Raw genomic sequence first — 21943 nt, forward strand, 5'->3', positions numbered from 1 at the left:
AAGGATATGTGATATCAAGGCTTTCATCAATGCCTTTCGTTGAAAAGAAAGATAATCGTAATCTTTTTGAAAAGTAGCGAATTTGTATACATTTTTGCATCAGATGTATGCAATATTTGTATACATTCTTTCATCTCAACATGTTTACGGTTTTGTGTACTTGTAAACCTTTTATGCAAGCAGTGTGTGCTACTTTGTTTACATGTATACGGTAATGTATATGTAATCTATTGCGGTTACTTTTACAATAAAAAATGTGAATGAATCGTTTTATTCTGAATGTTATACTTGTAGGATAGATTGAGATTACAGATTTACTCACAAATCTATAAAACATGAGGTGATGTTAATTGGATAATCAAATGAAAATAGAATTCGAAAAATCTAAAACAGGTGACAAAGAGGAACGTTTTCAAGCTTATCAAACTATTTTAAAAGCAACAGATCAAAAAGTGGATTGGGCATATGAGGTGTGGGACCAGCTACTAGAAGACTTGTCACATAAAGATAACCATCAGCGCTCTCGTGCCGCCCAATATTTAGCTAATTTGGCTAAAAATGATCCAGACATGAGGATGATGAAGGATTTTTCGAAGTTGTGGGAAGTAACAAAAGATGAAAAGTTTGTCACCGCCAGACACAGCCTTCAATCGATATGGAAAGTCGGAATTGCTGGAACGCCCCAACAGGAAATGGTGATGGAATATATGGTGGATCGTTTTGAAAACGGTACAGAGGCAAAAAACTATACATTAATTCGTAATGACATCATGCAAAATATGAAAAATATCTATGACTATTCTAATGATGAAACCATCAAACAAACTGCCCTAAATCTAATTGAGACAGTTGACGACCAAAAATACAGAAAAAAGTATATGAATATATGGAAATAGTATTTTTAAACAATGAACAAAGCTGAAGACTGTTATGTCTTCAGCTTTGTGAAACAGTAGAACCGTCCCCATGTTTCAGTCCATCACGCCGCCATTGGATGCGTTTGTTACTAGTTTGGAGTATCTGCCTAACCAGCCGTTTTTTATTTTTGGTTCAAAAGGTTTTAGTTGTTTTCTTCGTTTTTCTAATTCTTGATCTGATAGGTTTACATGCAATGTTCTTTTTGGCAAATTAATGCTAATTTTATCGCCATTTTCAATTAACGCAATCGGTCCACCTTCTGCTGCTTCGGGTGAGATATGTCCAATTGAAATACCACGGGAAGCACCTGAGAAACGGCCATCTGTTAAAAGTGCTACACTACTGCCTAAACCACGTCCCATAATAGCTGATGTAGGTGCTAACATCTCTGGCATTCCTGGTCCGCCTTTTGGCCCTTCATAACGGATAATTAACACATGTCCTTCTCGTACAGCTCCATTATCTATCGCTTCTTGTGCTTGCTCTTGAGACTCAAAGACGATTGCTTCTCCTTCAAACACACTAATATTAGGATCAACAGCACCTACTTTAATAACCGCTCCTTCTGGTGCAATATTTCCGTATAAAATAGATAATCCGCCCACAGGACTGTATGGGTTATCTTTCGAGCGAATAACTTGATTATTGGTAATTTTATACTCGCTAACAAGCTCACCCATTGTCTTTCCAGTAATCGTTAACCGGTCTGGGTGAATGGCTTCTGGAATCCTAGTTAGCTCATTAATAATGGCACTCACACCACCAGCTTTATTTATATCATCCATGGAGATATCAGATGCAGGCATAATTTTTGCAAGATAAGGAACACGTTCTGCAATATTGTTTATTTCCGAGAGATTATAGTCAATCCCTGCCTCTTTAGCAATGGCTAGTGTGTGCAGTACGGTATTAGTAGATCCTCCCATCGCCATATCCAATGCAAATGCATCATCGATCGCTTCTTTTGTGATGATATCTCTTGGTTTTACATCTTCTTCCACCATGCGAACAAGATGTTTCGCAGCTTCGAAAATCAATTCTTTACGTTTTTCACTTGTAGCAACTACAGAACCGTTTCCAGGTAATGCTAAGCCCAACATTTCCATTAAACAGTTCATCGAATTGGCAGTGAACATTCCCGAGCAGGATCCACAAGTGGGACAAGCATTGTTCTCAATATCTTTAAATTCCTCTTCTGTCATCTTACCCGATTTATAGGCACCAACACCTTCAAAAACGGATGACAAGGATAGTTGTTTACCGCTAGAGCTTGTACCAGCTTCCATTGGTCCACCTGAAACAAATACAGAAGGTACATTTGTACGGGCAGCGGCCATTAACATACCAGGTGTGATTTTGTCACAGTTTGGAATGTAAAATACTCCGTCAAACCAATGTGCATTTATTACGGTTTCTGCACTATCGGCAATTAGTTCCCGACTTGGTAAGGAATAGCGCATACCGATATGTCCCATCGCAATGCCATCATCCACCCCAATCGTATTGAACTCAAATGGAATACCACCTGCTTCAATGATCGCTTCTTTTACGACCTCGGCAAATTCACGTAAATGGACATGACCAGGAATAATATCAATATAAGAGTTACAAACACCGATAAACGGTTTACCTAAATCCTTGGTTTTCACTTTCCCCGTAGCATACAAAAGACTACGATGAGGAGCACGATCTACCCCCATTTTAATCGTATCACTTCTTCTCATTTTTACTCACACCTCTCTTCGTTGTATAATGTATTTTATATTGTATGTTGTCTGCTGTCAAATTAGTTGTATGATCTAAAAAAGACACCTTGGCAATTACCAAGATGTCTCCATTTAACTCTTATTCAATTCCTAATTCATCCATCGCATGCAATATATGAATTTTCATTGCACTTCTTGCCCCTTCTGGGTTGCGATTTTTCATAAATTCCATAATCATCTTGTGATCGTTTATCGTATCTTTAATAGCGAGCTCTTTTTTTTGAGAGAGAATCACGCCCTTATCGATCGCTTGATAAATAACGGGCATTAACTTTTCCATAAACTCATTATGCGTTGCCTTTACGATCGATTTATGAAAATTTTGTTCTACGTCGGTCCGATCTTCTTTCCGTTTAATTCTTTGCTCTATTTGTTTTCCATACTCTAAAATACGCTTTAATTCCATATCGCTCGCTCGAATTGTTGCATAATAAGCTGCCTCTGGTTCAAAAATTAAGCGCATCTCGTATAAGTCCTTCGCATTAATTTTAGCATCGGTAAGAAAGCTTAAAGATTCTAAATTTTCCGGATCAATATCATCTTTTATATAGGTGCCTTTCCCTCTTCTAATCTCCACTACACCATTGGTAACTAATATGCGAATCGCTTCGCGAAGTGTTGTTCTGCTGATATTTAGTTCTTCTGATAATTCATTTTCATTCGGAAGCTTATCACCTGGAAGAAACCTTTTCTCTATTGTAATCATTGACATTAAGTCATCTGCTACACTATCAGATAGTCGTTTTTGCATCATAAAACCCCATTAATATCTTTTCTTTCAAGTATAGCACAGGTTGTACAATGGGACAGACATGTTAAGGACAGCTATCGATCAAAAGCTATCTTTTCTAGTCACTAAAACAAATCCAGCTGCTCTGTCTGCCCTAAGCGATCAATAACTGCTGGCTCATGATCTTGGAAGTAGGCATGATGCAACCATTTATCTGTTGTCATTACTTTTTTGCGTGCGTGTTTGGCAAAGCGTTTGCGTTGGTATTGAAAATCAGTCGCTTCTTGTTCGGTTAACGTGTGGATATTCCTTATCATGAATGAAACAGTAGAACCGTCCCCATGTGTCACAAATATTAAACTTTATCGTCTTGTTTGATGAATTTATCTTTAGGAGGTTTTCTTATGAATCATAATTGGGATGTTGTTATTGTCGGTGGTGGATTATCTGGTTATGTGGCAGCTAATTATGCAGCAAGAACAGACTTATCTGTATTGCTCTTAGAGAAGGGAAAAGTAGTGGGTGGTAGAGCCAGGACAAATAAGGTAAAGCAGCAATATTTAAACTTAGGACCGCATGCGCTTTATAAAAATGGAAAGGCAAGTACTATTCTTAAAGAATTAAACATCACGCTTCATGGTCAATCACCTAAATTAGATGGCAACCTAATAGAGAATAACCTTGAATACCCTGCTCCATTTACACCTCTGAATCTTTTTACAACAAAGCTTTTAAATGGGAAAGAACGTATTGAATGGATGAGACTTTTATTAAAGATAATGAGCGTAAACCCGGACAAACTGGAAAAGAAAACCTATTCCCAGTGGGTGAGTGATGTTACTCATTCTAAAAAGGTGGAGCAATTATTATACACGCTTGGCAGACTCGCCACATACAGTCATGCGCCAGAAAAAATGAGTGCTAAAGTAATGATCTCCCATATTAAAATAGCTACAAAGGGGGTACTTTATCTGGATGGTGGTTGGCAAACAATCATTGACCAGCTTCACAACAAAGCAATTCTATCAGGTGTTCAGGTTCAGACCCAAACAGCCGTCAGACAAATAGAACTGCTGAAAGAGGAGGATCAAGTCAAATTGGTTACCTCCTCGAACGAAGAAATTATAGCGGGAAATGTGATTTGGACAGCTGGTCCACAAGAACTCGAAGGAATGTTCCTCGATAAGAATATCAGCTTTCTCAACGAAATGACCGCAATAAAAGGTGCGGCATTAGATGTTGCATTATCTCAGCTTCCTATTCCAAAGAAGCTCTTTGCAATGGATATTTCTGATCCACTCTATTATGCGGTGCACTCTGCCTATGCCAGACTCTCTGAAAATTCCAATAATGTCGTTCTCCATGTATTTAAATATCACCATCCAGATGAGCAGATTGATAGTACCCATGATAATATATTACTAGAGCAATTTTTAGATAAACTGCAGCCAGGGTGGAAGCAATATTTGATAACAAAACGTTTTCTCCCTCATATAACAGTCAATCAACGCCTGCCACAATTAGGAGATAAACAGAAATTGTCAGCTCTTAAATCTTCCCTTCCACGCATATATCTAGCAGGAGATTGGGCTTCTTCTGACTCGATATTGGCAGAAGGAGCAGTCAGCAGCGGAAAACAAGCTGCAGAGGAACTTATTTTAAATGAAAAGAGGGAAAAACGTGCTAATTAGTAATGAAGAATATCAGCATTACAAACCATTGTTATTTTCTTTAGGTTACAGGTTACTAGGTTCCGTTGTGGAGACAGAAGATATGTTACAGGAAACGTTTTTAAAAGCTTCCTTAATCAATGAAGAAAACATAGAAAACAAAAAAGCATATCTTTGCAAAATGATGACGAACCGCTGTCTTGATCTTTTGAAGTCCAGTTCACGACGAAATGATTATATTGGTCCCTGGAACCCTGAACCATTAATGCTGGATCACTTACATGCGATTGATCCATCTGAATTATTACTGCAGAAGGAAGGATTAAGTGTTGCTTATCTAAGGATGATGGAGCATCTAAAACCTGATGAACGAGCAGTCCTGCTTTTAAGGGAGGTTTTTGATTTCCCATATGCAGAAATTGCAAACACCATCGAAAAGAAAGAGGAAAACTGCAGAAAAATCTTTAGTAGGGCTAAGCAAAAAATCTCAGCAGTAGAAGGAGAAAGTTTGGATTACGAAAGGAATAAGAATCTTGTTAACCGTTTTATTGAAGCATTTCAAAAACAGAATACCAATGTGTTATTAGAGCTCATTTCAGAAAAGGTTACACTGTTTTCTGATGGGGGTGGAAAGGTTCATGCTGCTGTACGTCCTATTGAATCCTTCTCCAATGTGCTCGCTTTTCTGTTTGGCATCTCCAAAAAAGCACCGGCAGATTTTCAGTTCCATGTAAAGACCGTCAATCAACAGCCAGCCATTTTAATTTATATGTATGGCAAGTTGCAGAGTATCATCAACTTTTATATTCAGGATGAAACTATTAATGAAATTTACATCACTATGAATCCTGATAAGCTATTTAGTTCTTAATCATTAAGCAAAATGGAGCCTCTCATCTACTAAACTGTAAAATCTAATATCTGACCAGGAGTGGCGAATAATGAAAGATTTATATCCGTTACCTATCTTCTTTTCTGACCAAAAAACGGCAGACGTATTCACTTATACAGAATATGTCTGCCTGCCAGTAGTAAATTTACCTTTTCACTTAGTCATCCATTCGTTCTTTTTTAAAACAGATATAAGTAAATATCGCGGCAGCAAGCGTCCATATCGCTACAATTCCTATCGGTGTCCATGAATTCGTGTCGTGCATGTCGATTAACTGCATGATTGGAAAGTAATTCGCTATTGTGATGGCGATATTGTCTTCGCCGAGACCGAGAAAATCAATCATCGGTGTGAATCCAAATAAAAACATAACCGGCATTAAATAGGCAGATGTGGCAGCAATGGAATTTGTGAATAATCCGATTCCAATTCCCAAGAATAAAAAGAATAGAAATAATAGGATTAACCCGATGATTGCCTGTACATTCAAGAATGGATCAATGCCGACAAGTACTAGAGAGATCATTAATGCTATCAACGTCATGAGTCCGACTACTAGACTTTTACCAATGATGATATCCATAAATGAAGCTGGTGACAGCATCAGCCCTCGTAATGTCTTCTTCTCATTTTCCTCCGCCATCATCGTCATCATCGAGCTCGCTGTTACAGAAGAAAAGGTGACACCGACAATTAAATATAACATCGGGATCGGAAGACCTTCTCCATCACCCAATCGACTGTAAATTAACGCTAAGATAATAGGGATGATTGGCATCGTCAAAAGCATCATATTCTTCATGAAATCTTTTAAATCTTTTTCAAAAATGGCACCTATACGTTGTGTATTCATTATACCAGCTCCTTCCCGGTTACTTTTAAGAAGATCTGACCAAGTGTCGGATTGTCTGAATGGATCGCTTTTACTTGACCGCTTGCAACTAGATCTCTTATTTCATTCGCATTCTCGGCCTCATTTTCAATTACCAAACGCTCACCATCGAACGTTTCAATGTGAAAAGCATGTGTCGAATATTTATAACGCAGATCCTCTGGGCTTCCTAATTCCTGTATACTACCGTTGTTCAAAAAGGCCACACGGTGACACAATTCTGTTGCTTCCTCCATATCATGTGTGGTTATAAAAATCGTTGTTCCTGCTTCATTTAATTTCTGCAACCCACGATGGATATGTGCCATATTGCCAGGATCCAAAGCGGAAGTAGGTTCATCTAAAAAGATGAGTTCAGGACGATGAATTAGTGCTTTTGCCAACAAAACTCGCTGCTTCATCCCTTTCGATAATTTGGATACGACTTTGTTGCGTGCGTCTTTCAAATTCACTTCATCCAGCATCACGTCAATTTGGTCTAATGGCGCATCATATAACTTACAAAATAACCTCAAATTATCATCGACAGTGAGCCTTTCATATAATGAACTATTATCAGATAGTATTCCGATTCTCGATTTAAATGCAGCTGTACCAAATGACCTAGCATTTGTATCTAATACGTTTACCTCTCCTGCTGTTTGTCCAAGCTCACCTGTCAAGATCTTTATCGTCGTTGTTTTGCCAGATCCGCTTGGTCCTAATAATCCAAAAATTTCTCCTGGCTTCACAGCGAAACTGATATCTTCAATAGCTGTATGTTGACTGAATACCTTTCTAAGCTGTGTAACTTTAATTGCGTGTTCCAATTGAACTCCTCCTTTGCTGATCTGAACCTATCGTATAACGGATTGCCTCTGAATGCAGTAATATCAAGGTGAGATGTACTAAAGAGAAGTTCAATTGTACTCTTTTATCGTTAAAAAAAGGCTCCCCTTTTCATAAAAAAGTTGAACTGTACTTATTTCAGGTTGAACATATCCTGGATTCCTTGAATTTTTGTACGAGCTAACGGAATCGTTGATTTTTCCTGGTTATCGATCCTTAGTGAGTATGTATTTTTTGACCAGGTAATAATTTCACGTACTTTTTGCAGATTTACGATGTAGGATCGGTGACAGCGGTAAAATCCATATACTTCTAATGTCTTTTCTATTTCAGTAAGTGTTGAGTCCAGTGAAAAGGATTCGTGATTAACAACAATCATTGCCTTACCATCCTGGCTTTCAATATAATCAATTTCCGTTGGGTCGAACAAAATCACTTTATCCTCGATCTTTGCAGGAACCTTGAATAACTTTGCAGTGGATAATGCTGGCGCTGGTTCTTCCTCATCTGTATCCTCTTCCTTCTCCTCCGCATCCACTTCAATTTTCAGCAGACCTTTGTCCTGCAAGCGATAGGCAACATCACTTAGTAACAGTGCATGTTCCATATTGGATACTAAAATAAGTGTTGGCGTCTTATTTTCTGTTAGCTTTTGCAGCATGTTAAGAAAAATATTGATCGTTTTGATATCGACACCTTGAATAGGCTCTTGAAATACCTTAGGATACGTATTCGTCATAAAGTATCTTGCATAATATACACGAGCAAGTTCAGAATGGGTGCATTTCCTTAAAGGTTTTTTAGTGCATGTATGCAACTCGAACATTACCAAAATTTCAGGCAACGGAATTGTACAGCCAAACCATTTATGGTAGAACGTCACATTATCGCCTACGGTTAACCGCTCATATAATCCATCCTTGCGGTCAAAGATGGTTATATCCCCATTACGAAGGATTTTATCTATTAACTCTGCCTGCATATCTGTATCACTGTATATTGCAGTGGTATGTGAATCATGCAAGTGAAGCGAAATCGGTGGTAGTATTTCACTTTTCACAGTTTCATAATTTAATTTATAACTCGTCATCTTGCTAACTCCTTTTTCACTGTAAAATCGATGTAATCATTTACCATAGTATAACATTATAATTGCTACTTGAATGTTTTCATAAAAATGATTAGTCCTTTCATTTTGGGAAAGAATATACCTACCAAGGATAAAGGAGCGATGTTTAAATGACCAAAAGAATTATTTGGATGGGAAGTTTATTATTAACTCAACTTTCGCAGCTAGAAAAAAGCATTAAATATAACTAGCTGTAAAGCATGTCACTGTTTAAATATGGTCATTGACAATCGAAATAGGTATAAAAAAACACCTCAACTTTTGGTATAGTGTAATTGACTAGAAAACACTACCAATACAGAAGAGGTGTCTCCTATATGATAGCGAATAATGACCAAAATAATCAACTACCAAATGAACTTTCTTCCATCTTTAAAGAATTAAACGTGTATAAGCATCTTAGAAAAGCTGGTATTACAAAGTCTGTCGGCTTTACTTGTGCCTATCTTTTTCAATTGATTTTTTGTTTGATCTTTGAAAATAAGAACTGGTATCAAGTACTTCAAAGTAACAAAGCGAATGATTGTCCAGAGAAGAATGCCGTCTATCGCTTTTTAAACAAATCTACCTTTGCTTGGAGAAGGTTTTTATTATTTCTAAGCGCTCATACCATTGGAAAAGTAACCAACTTAACGCGTCATGATCGCCCCAAAGTATTGATTGTAGATGATTCTTCGTATGATCGTAACCGCAGTAAATCGGTTGAATTATTAGCTCGCTGTTTTGACCATGCATCCCAAAAAATGCGCTTTTATAAAGGGTTTCGTATGCTTACGCTTGGTTGGTCAGATGGTGCCACATTCATTCCAGTGGACTTTTCTTTATTAAGCTCGAAGAAAAGCCAAATTAATGGCATATCATCAAAAGTTGATAAACGTAGTTCCGGTTATAAACGCAGAGTAGAAGCATTACAAACCGCACCTGAGCAAATACCAGGTATGGTGGAACGCGCGATGAATGCCGGTATCGATGCTTCCTATGTGCTGATGGACTCTTGGTTCACGTATCAGCCTCTCGTTAAGGAGATAAAAGAGCAAGGACTCGATGTCATTGGCATGGTAAAGAACTTGAAACAGCGTTACCTTGTGAATGGCCAACGTGTAAGCTTAAAGGAACTATATCGTTTTGCGAAACCAACAGATGGAAAGAAAGGCATTCTTCGTTCGATTCATACCACACAAGCGAATGGCGTTCCTATTAAAGTTGTCTTTGTTCGTAATCGAAATAAAAAGAGTGAATGGTTAGCTATTCTAAGCACCGATTGTACACTTAGTGATCAAGAAATCATTCGTATTTATGGGATGCGATGGGACATTGAAGTTTTTTTCAAAACAACAAAATCTCTCTTAAAACTTCAAAAAGAGTTCCAAAGTCGTTCGTATGACGGCTTAATTAGTCATACGACCATCGTATTCACACGATATATTGTTCTCTCGTGGCAAAACCGATGTAGCACAGACGAGCGAACACTTGGCGGCATGTTTTATGAATTATGTGATGAAGTTAGTGATCTCGATTGGGCTGTGGCACTTCAGCAGTTGATCGAGCTTCTTGAAGATGCCTTGAAAATGAGCAACAAAAAGGTACAAAAATTAATCAAAAGTCAAGTCCAACAATGGATTGCAGGCTTACCCAGCTATATCAGGGCTTACCTGCCTATTTCAGTGTGCGAAAGTTGAGTTATTAATATTACTTGTTGCTTGTGGTGATAATGACGAAGTTCAACCAACAGATGAAATTACTGGAGAACCGATGAAGGCATCAGATGCAAACCCTTCTACTAAATACAGTTTTACAAAATTAGAACTTGAGGCGGACTTTGAAGACATCAATGATACCCTTGAAGTCGAATATGAAAATGAACAGAATGACGAAATGGAAGCGTCTTATAAAGATAAGTCACAGGATATAGATTTAAATGGAGAAGTGGCAATGGAAGAACTCGATCGTATTTTTTCTTCCTTTACCTTTGATCAAAACACGACGGAAGATGAGGTATTAAAAACTATTACAGACGCTTTTAATATACCTAAAGACGCCCAAAAACTGGAGCTAGAAATCCAATTTGGGACATAGGGACAGGTCCCTTGTCCCTTCTTGTTTTTAGTATTGACTTCCAAAAGGTATTTCCGTATTTTTGAACTTCTTCCTGCTTGCTTGTAACATACAAACAATTGAAAACTAGCAGGAAGTATTGAAAAAACTATTCCTCCGACTCACAGTACCAATTTTATCGTTCCTTCGCTCTTTTCTAATGAAAAACTTACCTTTTTACCATCGCATAAAAGCTCATACTCGCCAAGAAATCCTTCAAACGTTAACAAACCGTTAGCATCAGTTTGTGCTTGTTTATTTGTAGACCAATCCCCTTTAATTAGTTTCTTTAATACATCATAGGATGGTTTTGTGCTATTATCTTTCCTTACAAATCCTGCTGGAGCTCCCAGCCATGCACCATCATCACTGAAGGACCATGTCGTAATCGCTTCTACAAGAGGATGTTCAAACAAAATAGAATACATTTCTTCAACTTCTTTTGCCTGCCGTTCTTCGAATTCTGGTGTGGATGGCCATTCCGGAATCTGATAATCATTTAAATCCTCTATTTCAGGCGGCATAGTGTGTCCAGAAGTTAATGTGTTTTCTGTAAAATGAATAGGAATTCCAAAATGGGAGAATCTCTCTAACACTTCTTCTAACTTTTCTCGTCCCCAATATCCTTGATGCTGATGTGACTGAATACCAATCGCATCGATTTCGACACCTGCATTTAAGCATCCATCAATTAATATTTCATAATTAATCGATGTATTAAAGTCATTCAATAATAAGGTTGCATCTGGATTAAATTCACGAGTCTTGGCAAACATTTCTTTTATAATTCCGACACGACCAAGATCTTTACTTATTCTGGTAATACCATTATCATATTTGTCAAAAATCGGCATGATCACTACTTCATTAATGACATCCCACATGTCGACAAGCCCTTTAAAATCTGTTACATCTCGTTCGATTCTCGCAAACTGTGCTTTCAGAATTTCTTCATTACTCATTTCAAGAAGCCATGGCGCCGTTACGGTATGCCAACAAAGTGGATGGCCTTTCACACTTACGTTTCTTTCTTTTAACCACTGAGCTGCTCTTTGTAATTCTTTTGTTTGCGGTTTTCCTTGTTCCGGTTCAAATCTCCCCCAATAAAAGGGTAATGTACCGGCGTTAAATATATCTAAAAATTTATCCAGTTTTTCCTCTTGAAATGCAAGTCTGTCTGCTGGTACATTTTTGTTCGCTACATCGAGGGCGTCAAAGATCCCGGCACCAAATAAAAATTGATGGTTCGTCTGCTTTATCTCAACGTTCTTTCCTACTATAGGATTCCCTGATGGATCAACGAGTTTAATACTTTTGCTCGCCATTCTATGTGCCAAATTATTTGTTTGTCCCATTCTAATACCTCCACCTTCTAAATTAAGTTCCTCCACTCAGAAAACGCTTACTTTTCTGTCGACTAAATTTTAGCAGACTTGCGTTTATAAAAAACTAAAAAAGGTATAGGCTTTAGTTTGAAAATTAAAGGTATTGACGTTATCTTACTGAGTTGATTATAAGAAAGTACATTTTCATCATTTTTCATCTAAAAATCTAAATATCAGTCAAAAGGCTCTCATCATAGGATAAGAGCCTGATCTTTTTATCTTTACTTTTCCACAGGTTGACTGACTGGCTTTCCATCTGGACCTTCATATTCACGACCCCAGCCTGTTATTACCGAGAATAATAGAACGAGGAACAGAATCATACAATAAATTAATCCACTACTGACTTCTGTTAATAAGAGTGGTTCTACAAAATCATATCCTTGTGTCAATAAAGCACCAATGAAAACAAATACACTTAGGAATGGGACAACTAACACAAGTGAATTAGCAAAACCATCTAATAAATTCGCACGACGGTATGGATGCAGCCCTACACGTTTGCCAATCTCATTCTGTACTTTTCCAAATGTCGCCATGGAAGCACTTGTTACACCACCAAAGCTCAACGTAGTGAATGAAATGCCTAACATCATAGCTATTTCAGCACCACGGACCGATCTGCACAATTTACTATTGAGGATACCACTGGTTACTTTTTCAATTACACCCGCACCATTAAGTACTCCCATGATCCCATAAACGCTAAGTACTAATGTTACAGTTCCCATCATATAACTAATACCACCTGCTAAGTATCCTGCAGGTACACCATCGGCCACAGAAATAATATCATCTAACGTTAACAGGTTAGCTACTAAACCAGTAACCGTACCTAAAACAAGCCCAACGGTAATCGCTATATACATATTCCGGAATTTGACGGCAACGATTAACATGACCGCTACAGGGATGAGCATCACCAGAGTCATTGGGTTTGTATTTTCAACAAGAAATTCCGTTGCATTCCCACTCACCGTTCCAGAACCTCCTAAAATCCAAAACAGAATAAAAGAAATAATACCTGCAACGAAGGAATATTTGAATCGTGAGGCAACAATACCACCCAATTCAGCAATACCCTTTTTCTTCGTATAATATTGTGTTCCTGCTGAGATTATCGTAGTATCCGAAATAGGTGCTAAGTTATCACCAAAAATAGAACCACTAACAATGGCACCTGCAAGCAGGGCGGGATCACATCCCAATAATACGCCTGCTGGGTAGAAGATCGGAAAACAAGTAAACATCGTTCCAATTGATGATCCGGTAGCCGTTGCAATGATACATACGGCTAAGAACGTTAACGCAGTGAACAATCCACCATCGACATTCAGCAAATTAGCAATCCATACAAACCCACCTGAAATATTCGTCGTTTTAATCAACTCGGCGAACATTCCAATAACGAGCAAGAGGACGATAATAGGCACAGCCTCTCGTACTCCGTCATATACCGAATTCCAATAACGCTCATAGTTCCCTTTTTTGACAAAAATAGCACCGATGATTAAAGCAACTAAAGCACCCATGCCTAGTGCATGCATTTCGAACGCTTTAAAAACAATAAAATATAATACACAGAAAAATAGAAAAATTGCAACAGGGACAAACGCAGTTCCCCAACCACCCCTAAATTCAAGCTTTTGATTCATCGTAAACCCTCCATCTCTCAATTAAATGTCGATCCTTCTATCAAATCGACTTACTTAATTCTCATTTAAATTCATTTTCATAATATTTCGAAACTTCGAACCCTCGGTACGTTCTAATTCAAAAGGTTCCCCTTCCAATGTCGTAAAGTTACTTAGAAATTGTGTAATTTCATCGATATCCGATTGATCAAGTTCAAAAGAAAAAATCTGTGAATTGGCTTCTACATGTTTGCTATTTCTAACCCCAATAATAGAAGCACCTACACCTTCTTGACTTAATATATATTTGGTCGCGATATGAGCAAGTGAGACCGAATACTTTTGTGCCATTCGTTCAAGCATGACTAACAATTCTTGATAGCCTTCCCATCCTAGCGTTTCTTCCATTACCTGTATGTATTTAACTTGTGAACGATTATCAGGATCAATCTGTTTTTTACCGATCCATTTCTCAGCTAATAACCCGCCTGATAATGTACCATAGCATAATAAATGGATTCCGTTACTTTTACAGTATGGTAATAATTCTTTTTCTACACGTCTGTCAAAAACCGAATATTGATTTTGACAAGACACGATCGGTATTCCTGCATCGACCATTTCGGATAAATGTTTCGTATCAAAATTTGTAACTGCAAGATTACGAATCTTTCCTTTTTCTTTAAGTTTCAAGAGATCGTAAGCTGTCTCCACATAACCGGGCACACTGTAATCCCACCAATGAAACTGGACAAGATCCAATACATCTCGTTTTTGACGCTTGAGACTTCGATCGATGATTTTTTCGGTGTAACTATAATCAACCTTATCAAGCAAATTGATATCTGGAACATATTTAGTATGTATTTGGATATCATGTGGCGACAGTGTGCTTCCTGACTTTAGTTCTGTTTGAAATTCACCAAGTAATTCTTCCGTTCCTGTATAAATGTCTGCACAATCAAATGTCGTAAAACCTTTTTCCGCAAGCATATGAAAAGCCTTCATGACATCTTTATTATCTATTTTTGATTTTAAGCTATGTCCTTCAGATAACTGCCAGCAGCCATTGATCACTCTACTAATTGTATAGTCTTTTGCTAGTTCAAATCTCTCTGCCATTTTCCGTATCTCCTTTATGTATAGGTTCTATTGTACAATCCGCATGGCTGAATTCTTTTGTCTCGGTTCTAGTAATTTTAAATCTTGCCCCACAGTTTGGGTCCGGGCAGGCAATGAGACTGTCAGACAACATCCAATCATTTTTATGCAGAACCCGCTGTTTTGCAGGAATTAATGGTAAAATCGCGCTTAATGCATACATGGAAAAGGCATTATGTTCTGGGAAGATAATGTCCTCTCCTTCCACTAAGAAATAAGAACCCTCCTTATGATTGCATACCATTGGCTTGTCCGTAGCGATTACCTCTACTTTTAAGTTATAAAGTGTAAATTTGTCATCCATAAAACTGCCTCCTGTTCCTTATTATCGTTCAGACTATTTACTTTTTTCATAATTCTGAAAATTCTATCTGAAGAGTGTTTTCTAGGATCTTATTTGATTACAAATATGTAAAAAGTCCAATCGCCTCTTAGAAAAGGGACGATTGGACCGCGGTACCACCCATATTTATTTAATATGTTTATCATATATTAAATCACTCTTTAGCCGTATACTATTATACGACGTTTGGTATTTGTAACGTGTGGATTTCACGTCAACCCTACTTATGACATTCAGGTTACTGCTCAAGAGCCCATTCCATATTTATTCCACACTGGTTCTCACCAACCACCAGCTCTCTTCAGTTTCCTAAATATTTACTCTTCTCTATCTATGCTTTTAAATTTTATTTTATTGAAAATAACTTATCACTATTTTACTAGAAAATCAAATCCATTTTATTCCATGATTGTGGCAAGACCCAAAAGGCAATAGCAGAGCTGTACCAAAAAGATGTAAATACAATTAATGAGCACATTAAGAAATATATTTAAAGATGGAGAACTTCTAGAATCGAAAACTATTCGGAAAAGCCGAATAGTTCAATTTTAAAGGTAAGAGAGGTTGAACGTGATGTCAAAGGTTTTGCAATGGATGATGATCGGTTGAGAGAAATGCGTAACTTACGCTTCATTCTCCAATCTAACATCTATTCTTGTGTCTCCATCTTCTTTTGATAGATTAGAACATTAGTTTCATTCTGCAATGGTATCATTCCCTTTTTTGAGAAAAGGACGGGGACAAGGGACCTGTCCCTCCGTCCCTTGTTTCAACTGCAAAACTCTGGGTATATAAGGGTATATACAGGAAATAATGATATTGGTGTCGCCAAATGAAGATAAGGAGGTTTATTTCATGGTTAATACAGAAAATGAAATATTAATTTATGCTCCTATGAGTGGTAAGGTTGTGCCTTTGGATAAGGTCCCAGATCCTACGTTTTCTCAAAAAATGATGGGTGACGGGATTGCGATTGACGCTATCGATGGAAAAGTAGTCGCGCCAGTTGACGGGGAAGTGGTTCAACTTTTTCCAACGAAGCATGCAATTGGGCTTGTCACTGATTCTGGAATGGAACTTTTAATCCATATTGGGATTGATACTGTGAAACTTGATGGAGAAGGTTTTGAAGCCTATGTCCAACAAGGTGATAAGGTAAAGGTTGGAGATCCATTAGTAACATTTGATGTGGATTTTGTTAAGAAAAAAGCAGAAAGTCATATCACTCCAATCATTGTGACAAATGGAGATCAGTTTGAACCATTAAAGAAAACAGAAGAAAAGGAAGTCATTGCTTTAGATTCCGTTCTTTTAGGTACAAAAATTAAAGCTCAAACGTCAGAAACAGGTGAACCAGAGCAAAAAGAAGAAGCACAAACATCTTCAAGCGGACTGCAATATGGGGAGGAAGCATTAGACATTGTTGCTGCAATTGGTGGGGTAGAAAATATCAATGCCGCGACACATTGTGTGACCCGTTTGCGTTTTGCACTAAATGATGAAGACAAAGTAAACCAGGCAGCATTAGAAGAAATGAGCATTGTCAAAGGATCCTTTGCAGTAAATGGTCAATATCAAATCGTTATTGGTCAAGGTACCGTTGACAAAGTCTATAAAGCGATGGTTGCGGAAACAGGTATTGAGGAAGCATCCAAGGATGACGTTAAAGCTGCTGGCGGACAAAAACAAAATGCCCTACAGAGAGGTATTAAAACATTAGCAGATATTTTTATTCCGATCTTACCTGCGATTGTAACAGCCGGTTTACTAATGGGTATTAATAATATTTTAGCGAACGAAGGAATCTTCGGTAGAGGAGCACCTGCACTTATAGAAACATACCCACAATGGGCTGGTATTGCGGATATGATTAATATCATCGCAAATACAGCCTTTACGTTCTTGCCTGGACTAATTGGCTGGTCTGCGGTCAAGAGGTTTGGCGGAAGTGAGTTATTAGGTATTGTCCTTGGTTTAATACTTGTACATCCCGCATTAATGAATGCATGGGATTACAGTAGCGCTGTAAATGAAGGGGATATTCCAGTCTGGAACATATTTGGTTTGGAAGTAGAAAAAATAGGTTACCAGGGACAAGTGCTACCCGTACTAGTTGCTTCATGGGTATTGGCAAAAATAGATATTTTCCTGCGTAAACGAGTCCATGATTCCCTGCAGCTATTGGTAGTTGCTCCCGTTGCATTACTTGTAACAGGCTTTCTTTCTTTTATTATCATTGGACCAATTACCTTTACGATTGCCAACTGGATTACTGACGGATTAGTTACGATATTTGAGACCTTACCAGTAATTGGTGGGCTACTGTATGGTGCGATATATGCTCCGCTTGTTATTACAGGAATGCACCACACGTTCCTTGCAGTAGATTTACAACTGATTGGCAGTACTGGATCGACGTTCTTATGGCCAATTCTGGCACTATCAAACATTGCACAGGGTGCAGCAGTTTTTGCAATGATGCTCGTTACCAGAGATGAAAAACTAAAAGGGTTAGCAGGTACATCAGGTATTTCTGCATGGCTTGGAATTACAGAGCCAGCGATGTTTGGGGTCAATTTACGCTATAAATATCCGTTCATTGCTGCAGTGATTGGTACGTCAATTGCAGGTGCTTTTATTACCTTCCAAGGCGTACAAGCAACTTCCATTGGTGTTGGTGGTATTCCAGCTCCATTATCGATTGAGCCAGCAGGTTGGATTTCTTTCTTAATTGGAATGCTGATTGTTATCGTTATACCTTTTATCATTACGTATCTTATTGCAAAACGAAAGTTATAGGATGGATTCAAGAAGAACCAAAACAATCTAGGAGTGAACGCAATGAGTGAAGCATGGTGGAGAAAGTCAACAATCTATCAAATATATCCTAAGAGCTTTAACGATACAACAGGAAACGGCATGGGTGATATACAAGGAATTATTGAAAAGCTTGATTACTTGAAGGAACTAGGTGTTGACGTCATATGGTTGACACCTGTCTACAAGTCACCACAAAAGGACAATGGCTATGACATAAGTGATTATTTTGATATTGAACCTACTTATGGGACAATGGATGATTTTCAGCAATTGTTAGATGAAACCCATAAGCGTGGGATGAAATTAATCATGGACTTAGTGATCAACCATACTTCAACAGAACACGAATGGTTCAAACAAGCAGCAGCCTCAAAAGACAATCCGTATCGTGATTATTATATTTGGAAAGACCCTATTGATGGCAAGGAACCGAACAATTGGCAGTCGAAGTTTGGCGGTTCTGCCTGGCAGTTTGATGAAGAAACTGGACAATATTACTTACATTTATTTGATGTCACTCAGGCTGATCTCAATTGGGAAAATCCTGAGCTTAGAGAGAAGTTAGCAGAAGTGACTCGATTTTGGGCGGAAAAAGGCATCGATGGGTTTCGACTGGATGTCATTAATCTCATTTCCAAGGATCAACGTTTTCCGAACGATTCCACTGGTGATGGAAGAAAATTTTATACCGATGGCCCACGTGTACATGAATACTTACATGAAATAAATCAAAAAGCTTTTGCGCCCTATAACATGATGACCGTTGGGGAAATGTCATCGACTAATTTAGAAAATTGTATTCTTTATACACAGCCAGAACGAAATGAATTAGATATGACCTTCCAATTTCACCATTTAAAGGTTGATTACCCTGATGGGGAAAAGTGGACAAAAGCACCGTTTAATTTCGTAGAACTGAAGAAAATTCTATCTCATTGGCAGGCTGGAATGTATGAAGGTGGCGGCTGGAATGCCTTGTTCTGGTGTAACCATGACCAACCACGTGTCGTCTCCCGATTTGGTGATGACAAAACGTATCATAAGGAATCAGCCAAAATGCTGGCAACGACGATCCACATGATGCAGGGAACACCATATATTTATCAAGGCGAAGAGTTTGGTATGACAAATCCAGGTTTCACATCGATTGAGCAATATCGTGATGTCGAATCATTGAATGCATATGAAAATCTGAAACAACAAGGAAAGCCAGAGCAGGAAATCCTTGAAATTTTACAACAAAAGTCACGTGATAATGCAAGAACACCAATGCAGTGGTCGGATGAAGAGAATGCTGGTTTTACTACCGGGAAACCTTGGATAGAACCAGCTCCAAATTACTATCACATTAACGCAGAAAAAGAACGTCAAGATCCCAGCTCGATCTTCCGTCATTATCAAAAGCTAATTGAGTTAAGGACAAAATACGATATCATTACTTATGGGGATTATCAACTTCTTTTAGCAGATCACCCACAAATTTTTGCATATACACGAGAATGGAAGAACGAAAAATTAATGGTCGTGAATAACTTTTATGGTGAAGAAGTTTCTATTGAACTTCCAATAGAACACGCTGAAATACTAATCTCAAATTATGAAGATTCAGAGAAAGGTCCAGGAAAAATAACACTTCGACCATATGAGTCAGTCGTGTATGGGACATAGGGACAGGTCCCTTGTCCCTCCCCCTTTCCTCTCATTAAAATTCCTTCACTAAGTTCGAACAACCACACTTTTTGATATTCCAGTAACTCTTAAAATTTGACAGATAGATAAACCCTTTAGCTTTTTGAGATTTGCTAAAACAACATTCCGGTTTTTCCTGTCCATCTGCTAAAGCATACTACTGTGCATAACGCCGGCTTCATACAGATATTCTCTAACCTGATCATCAGAAAGTTCTACTTTTTTAGATCTAGAAACTCTATTTATGGTTATTTTAAATGATAGATACAACCTATATGCATAGCCGGCTTTAATAATCAATCTACTTCCTTTGGGACATCGGTCCCTTGTCCCTCCCTTTCCTTCTCATTGAATTCCCTTCACTTAATTCGAGCAATCACACTTTTTGAAATTCCGGTAACTCTTGAGATTTGCCGGATAGATACACCCTCCATATTCTTAAGATTAGCTAAAACCATATTCCTGTGTTCCCTGTCCATCTGCTGAACCATACTATTGTTTGTAACACCTAAATCGCACATATATTCTCTAACCTGGTCATCAGATATAATGGGACATAGGGACAGATTCCTTGTCCCAATCAGTCTTGTTTGAAGAGCCACTCGCTAATCTTATTCAGTTATAATTTTACTCTTGTAAAGTTAATTAATAATTTGGAAGGGGATTAAGTATGAATGTCAATCCAATCAAAACCTTTATTAATCTGTCCACCAAAGACTTACAAAAGGCAATCACATTCTTCAAACACATCGGTTTTTCCTTCAATTTGCAATTTACTGATGACACTGCAGCATGCATGGTTATTAACGATCAAACCTATGCAATGCTCTTAACAAAGGACCATTTTAAAAATTTCACTTAAAAAACGGTTGCGGATGCTTCTAATAGTACAGAAGTATTAGTTGCCTTTGCGGTGGAAAGCAGGATACAAGTCGATTAATTAATTAAGAAAGCTCATGAAGCTGGTGCTCGTCCTGCTTCAGATCCAAGAGATCATGGCTTTATGTATCAGCCAAGCTTTGAAGACCTTGACGGCCATATTTGGGAAGTATTCCTTATGGATGAAACTAATGTTCAACAATCTTGATAATCCTGCGAAGGAGAAATGAAAATGATTAAAAATCTTTGTCAAGTTATATTGTATGTAAATAATCAAGAGTCATTGAAATTTTGGACAGAGAAAGTGGGTTTTTATCTCATTACAGATGGAAGCAATGGGGATATGAAGTGGTTTGAAATTGCTCCAACAGAAGATGCAGAAACGAGCATTGTCCTTCATAATCAAGAGCTCATAGCTAAAATGGAGCCTGAAATGAATCTTGATACCCCTTCATTAATGTTCTGTACAGAAGACCTTGATCACTTATATCAAAACCTTTCAGACAACCAAGTAGCAGTTGGATAGCTTGTCACGACACCTACCGGCAGAGTGTTTAACATTGCAGATAATGAAGATAATTATTTCGCAGTAATGGAACGGAATTAACCACTTATCCTTTATAATATTTAAAGTTATTTTTATTTTCTAAGCCAACACTAGCACTTTTTAACGATCCTGAAAATTTAGGCATTTATCATAAACAAATAACTAACAAGTTGAGTAGTATATATTAACTGAATTAGAGGAGGTGGATATTAATGAGTCATGGTGGTTCTAGTTATGGCAGTAATTTCGTGCTAATCGTAGTATTGTTCATTTTGTTAATTATTGTTGGTGTTTCTTACGCTTGCTAATATTCATTTCAAATTTGGGACACAGGGACAGGTTCCTTGTCCCACATTCTCCTTCAAATTCCGTCACTTAGTTCGGTTTGATCAATCACACTTTTCAATATCCCAGTAACTCTAGAGATTCGATGGATAGATAAAAGGGACAAGGGACCTGTCCCTTTGTCCCTAATACATACAATAAAAAAATTATACTATTTAATAAAAATTTATTGTTAATCGATAAATTTTGTGCTAAACTCAAATCGAAAATAAATTAGTGAG

At 37.8% G+C, this 21943-nt stretch carries 19 protein-coding genes, 1 pseudogene and 1 other annotated feature; of the genes and pseudogenes, 10 read left to right on the forward strand and 10 right to left on the reverse strand.

Annotated elements, in window-relative coordinates; translation table 11 throughout:
- Positions 1–350: 350 nt before the first annotated feature.
- A complete protein-coding gene (locus BN3107_RS18670) occupies positions 351–896 on the forward strand; it encodes a hypothetical protein (protein ID WP_058309124.1) in 546 nt (181 codons plus the stop codon).
- A 75-nt stretch (positions 897–971) separates the two neighbouring features.
- On the opposite strand, the gene ilvD is transcribed toward BN3107_RS18670, so the two are convergent.
- The 3 genes from ilvD to BN3107_RS18685 form a co-directional block, all read right to left on the reverse strand.
- Positions 972–2642, reverse strand: a complete 1671-nt coding sequence (gene ilvD, locus BN3107_RS18675) for a dihydroxy-acid dehydratase (RefSeq protein WP_058309125.1) — start codon at positions 2640–2642, stop codon at positions 972–974.
- 121 nt (positions 2643–2763) lie between these two features.
- Positions 2764–3438 carry a FadR/GntR family transcriptional regulator gene (locus tag BN3107_RS18680; protein ID WP_058309126.1) on the reverse strand — a complete coding sequence of 225 codons (675 nt, stop codon included), beginning with the start codon at positions 3436–3438 and terminating at the stop codon, positions 2764–2766.
- Positions 3439–3539: 101 nt separating this feature from the next.
- Positions 3540–3764 carry a hypothetical protein gene (locus tag BN3107_RS18685; RefSeq protein ID WP_148434782.1) on the reverse strand — a complete coding sequence of 75 codons (225 nt, stop codon included), beginning with the start codon at positions 3762–3764 and terminating at the stop codon, positions 3540–3542.
- Positions 3765–3818: 54 nt separating this feature from the next.
- Between BN3107_RS18685 and BN3107_RS18690 the strand changes: the two genes are divergently transcribed.
- Positions 3819–5105, forward strand: coding sequence for an FAD-dependent oxidoreductase (locus BN3107_RS18690; protein ID WP_058309128.1), 1287 nt, complete (start codon positions 3819–3821; stop codon positions 5103–5105).
- Positions 5095–5955, forward strand: a complete 861-nt coding sequence (locus BN3107_RS18695) for an RNA polymerase sigma-70 factor (RefSeq protein ID WP_058309129.1) — start codon at positions 5095–5097, stop codon at positions 5953–5955. The genes BN3107_RS18690 and BN3107_RS18695 overlap by 11 nt, the downstream gene beginning before the upstream one ends.
- Before the next feature lie 178 nt (positions 5956–6133).
- Here the strand turns inward: BN3107_RS18695 and BN3107_RS18700 are convergent, their stop codons facing one another.
- The 3 genes from BN3107_RS18700 to BN3107_RS18710 form a co-directional block, all read right to left on the reverse strand.
- Positions 6134–6829: an ABC transporter permease gene (locus BN3107_RS18700; RefSeq protein ID WP_058309130.1), complete on the reverse strand. Its 696-nt coding sequence runs from the start codon at positions 6827–6829 to the stop codon at positions 6134–6136.
- Positions 6829–7677 carry an ABC transporter ATP-binding protein gene (locus BN3107_RS18705; RefSeq protein ID WP_058309131.1) on the reverse strand — a complete coding sequence of 283 codons (849 nt, stop codon included), beginning with the start codon at positions 7675–7677 and terminating at the stop codon, positions 6829–6831. The genes BN3107_RS18700 and BN3107_RS18705 overlap by 1 nt, the downstream gene beginning before the upstream one ends.
- Positions 7678–7829: 152 nt before the next feature.
- Positions 7830–8786 (reverse strand): LytTR family transcriptional regulator DNA-binding domain-containing protein, encoded by a 957-nt coding sequence (locus BN3107_RS18710; RefSeq protein WP_058309132.1) that lies wholly within the window; start codon positions 8784–8786, stop codon positions 7830–7832.
- Between the two features lie 356 nt (positions 8787–9142).
- Between BN3107_RS18710 and BN3107_RS18715 the strand changes: the two genes are divergently transcribed.
- Positions 9143–10504: an IS4 family transposase gene (locus BN3107_RS18715; RefSeq protein WP_058306262.1), complete on the forward strand. Its 1362-nt coding sequence runs from the start codon at positions 9143–9145 to the stop codon at positions 10502–10504.
- A 73-nt stretch (positions 10505–10577) separates the two neighbouring features.
- A complete protein-coding gene (locus tag BN3107_RS18720; RefSeq protein ID WP_058309133.1) occupies positions 10578–10901 on the forward strand; it encodes a YusW family protein in 324 nt (107 codons plus the stop codon).
- A gap of 140 nt (positions 10902–11041) precedes the next feature.
- Here the strand turns inward: BN3107_RS18720 and BN3107_RS18725 are convergent, their stop codons facing one another.
- From BN3107_RS18725 to BN3107_RS18740, 4 genes are all read right to left on the reverse strand, one after another.
- Positions 11042–12274 carry an endo-1,4-beta-xylanase gene (locus tag BN3107_RS18725; RefSeq protein ID WP_058309134.1) on the reverse strand — a complete coding sequence of 411 codons (1233 nt, stop codon included), beginning with the start codon at positions 12272–12274 and terminating at the stop codon, positions 11042–11044.
- Between the two features lie 251 nt (positions 12275–12525).
- Positions 12526–13959, reverse strand: a complete 1434-nt coding sequence (locus BN3107_RS18730) for a Na+/H+ antiporter NhaC family protein (protein ID WP_058309135.1) — start codon at positions 13957–13959, stop codon at positions 12526–12528.
- A gap of 54 nt (positions 13960–14013) precedes the next feature.
- Positions 14014–15060, reverse strand: a complete 1047-nt coding sequence (locus BN3107_RS18735) for an aldo/keto reductase (RefSeq protein WP_058309136.1) — start codon at positions 15058–15060, stop codon at positions 14014–14016.
- Complete coding sequence (locus BN3107_RS18740) at positions 15044–15403, reverse strand: TIGR04076 family protein (protein WP_058309137.1); 360 nt, start codon at positions 15401–15403, stop codon at positions 15044–15046. The genes BN3107_RS18735 and BN3107_RS18740 overlap by 17 nt, the downstream gene beginning before the upstream one ends.
- 131 nt (positions 15404–15534) lie before the next feature.
- Positions 15535–15785: a binding site (T-box leader), on the reverse strand.
- Positions 15786–16297: 512 nt separating this feature from the next.
- Here BN3107_RS18740 and treP point away from each other — a divergent pair.
- From treP to BN3107_RS19540, 5 genes and pseudogenes are all read left to right on the forward strand, one after another.
- A complete protein-coding gene (treP, locus tag BN3107_RS18745) occupies positions 16298–18241 on the forward strand; it encodes a PTS system trehalose-specific EIIBC component (protein WP_077065158.1) in 1944 nt (647 codons plus the stop codon).
- Between the two features lie 42 nt (positions 18242–18283).
- Positions 18284–19930 carry an alpha,alpha-phosphotrehalase gene (treC, locus tag BN3107_RS18750; RefSeq protein ID WP_058309138.1) on the forward strand — a complete coding sequence of 549 codons (1647 nt, stop codon included), beginning with the start codon at positions 18284–18286 and terminating at the stop codon, positions 19928–19930.
- 691 nt (positions 19931–20621) lie between these two features.
- A complete protein-coding gene (locus BN3107_RS20300; protein WP_316245040.1) occupies positions 20622–20813 on the forward strand; it encodes a VOC family protein in 192 nt (63 codons plus the stop codon).
- A gap of 249 nt (positions 20814–21062) precedes the next feature.
- Positions 21063–21437 (forward strand): annotated as a pseudogene (locus BN3107_RS18760) (VOC family protein).
- Between the two features lie 152 nt (positions 21438–21589).
- Complete coding sequence (locus BN3107_RS19540) at positions 21590–21685, forward strand: YjcZ family sporulation protein (RefSeq protein ID WP_077065159.1); 96 nt, start codon at positions 21590–21592, stop codon at positions 21683–21685.
- The last annotated feature ends 258 nt before the right edge of the window (positions 21686–21943 follow it).

The sequence above is a fragment of the Gracilibacillus massiliensis genome (assembly GCF_001458115.1).
Lineage (GTDB): Bacteria > Bacillota > Bacilli > Bacillales > Amphibacillaceae > Gracilibacillus > Gracilibacillus massiliensis.

Excerpts from the sequence above, each read along its gene's own strand:
- ilvD (WP_058309125.1), bottom strand. The coding sequence starts at position 2,642 with ATGAGAAGAAGTGATACGATTAAAATGGGGGTAGATCGTGCTCCTCAT.
- BN3107_RS18680 (WP_058309126.1), bottom strand. The coding sequence starts at position 3,438 with ATGATGCAAAAACGACTATCTGATAGTGTAGCAGATGACTTAATGTCA.
- BN3107_RS18690 (WP_058309128.1), top strand. The coding sequence starts at position 3,819 with ATGAATCATAATTGGGATGTTGTTATTGTCGGTGGTGGATTATCTGGT.
- BN3107_RS18700 (WP_058309130.1), bottom strand. The coding sequence starts at position 6,829 with ATGAATACACAACGTATAGGTGCCATTTTTGAAAAAGATTTAAAAGAT.
- BN3107_RS18710 (WP_058309132.1), bottom strand. The coding sequence starts at position 8,786 with ATGACGAGTTATAAATTAAATTATGAAACTGTGAAAAGTGAAATACTA.
- BN3107_RS18715 (WP_058306262.1), top strand. The coding sequence starts at position 9,143 with ATGATAGCGAATAATGACCAAAATAATCAACTACCAAATGAACTTTCT.
- BN3107_RS18720 (WP_058309133.1), top strand. The coding sequence starts at position 10,578 with ATGAAGGCATCAGATGCAAACCCTTCTACTAAATACAGTTTTACAAAA.
- BN3107_RS18725 (WP_058309134.1), bottom strand. The coding sequence starts at position 12,274 with ATGGGACAAACAAATAATTTGGCACATAGAATGGCGAGCAAAAGTATT.
- BN3107_RS18730 (WP_058309135.1), bottom strand. The coding sequence starts at position 13,959 with ATGAATCAAAAGCTTGAATTTAGGGGTGGTTGGGGAACTGCGTTTGTC.
- BN3107_RS18735 (WP_058309136.1), bottom strand. The coding sequence starts at position 15,060 with ATGGCAGAGAGATTTGAACTAGCAAAAGACTATACAATTAGTAGAGTG.
- BN3107_RS18740 (WP_058309137.1), bottom strand. The coding sequence starts at position 15,403 with ATGGATGACAAATTTACACTTTATAACTTAAAAGTAGAGGTAATCGCT.
- treP (WP_077065158.1), top strand. The coding sequence starts at position 16,298 with ATGGTTAATACAGAAAATGAAATATTAATTTATGCTCCTATGAGTGGT.
- treC (WP_058309138.1), top strand. The coding sequence starts at position 18,284 with ATGAGTGAAGCATGGTGGAGAAAGTCAACAATCTATCAAATATATCCT.
- BN3107_RS20300 (WP_316245040.1), top strand. The coding sequence starts at position 20,622 with ATGAATGTCAATCCAATCAAAACCTTTATTAATCTGTCCACCAAAGAC.
- BN3107_RS19540 (WP_077065159.1), top strand. The coding sequence starts at position 21,590 with ATGAGTCATGGTGGTTCTAGTTATGGCAGTAATTTCGTGCTAATCGTA.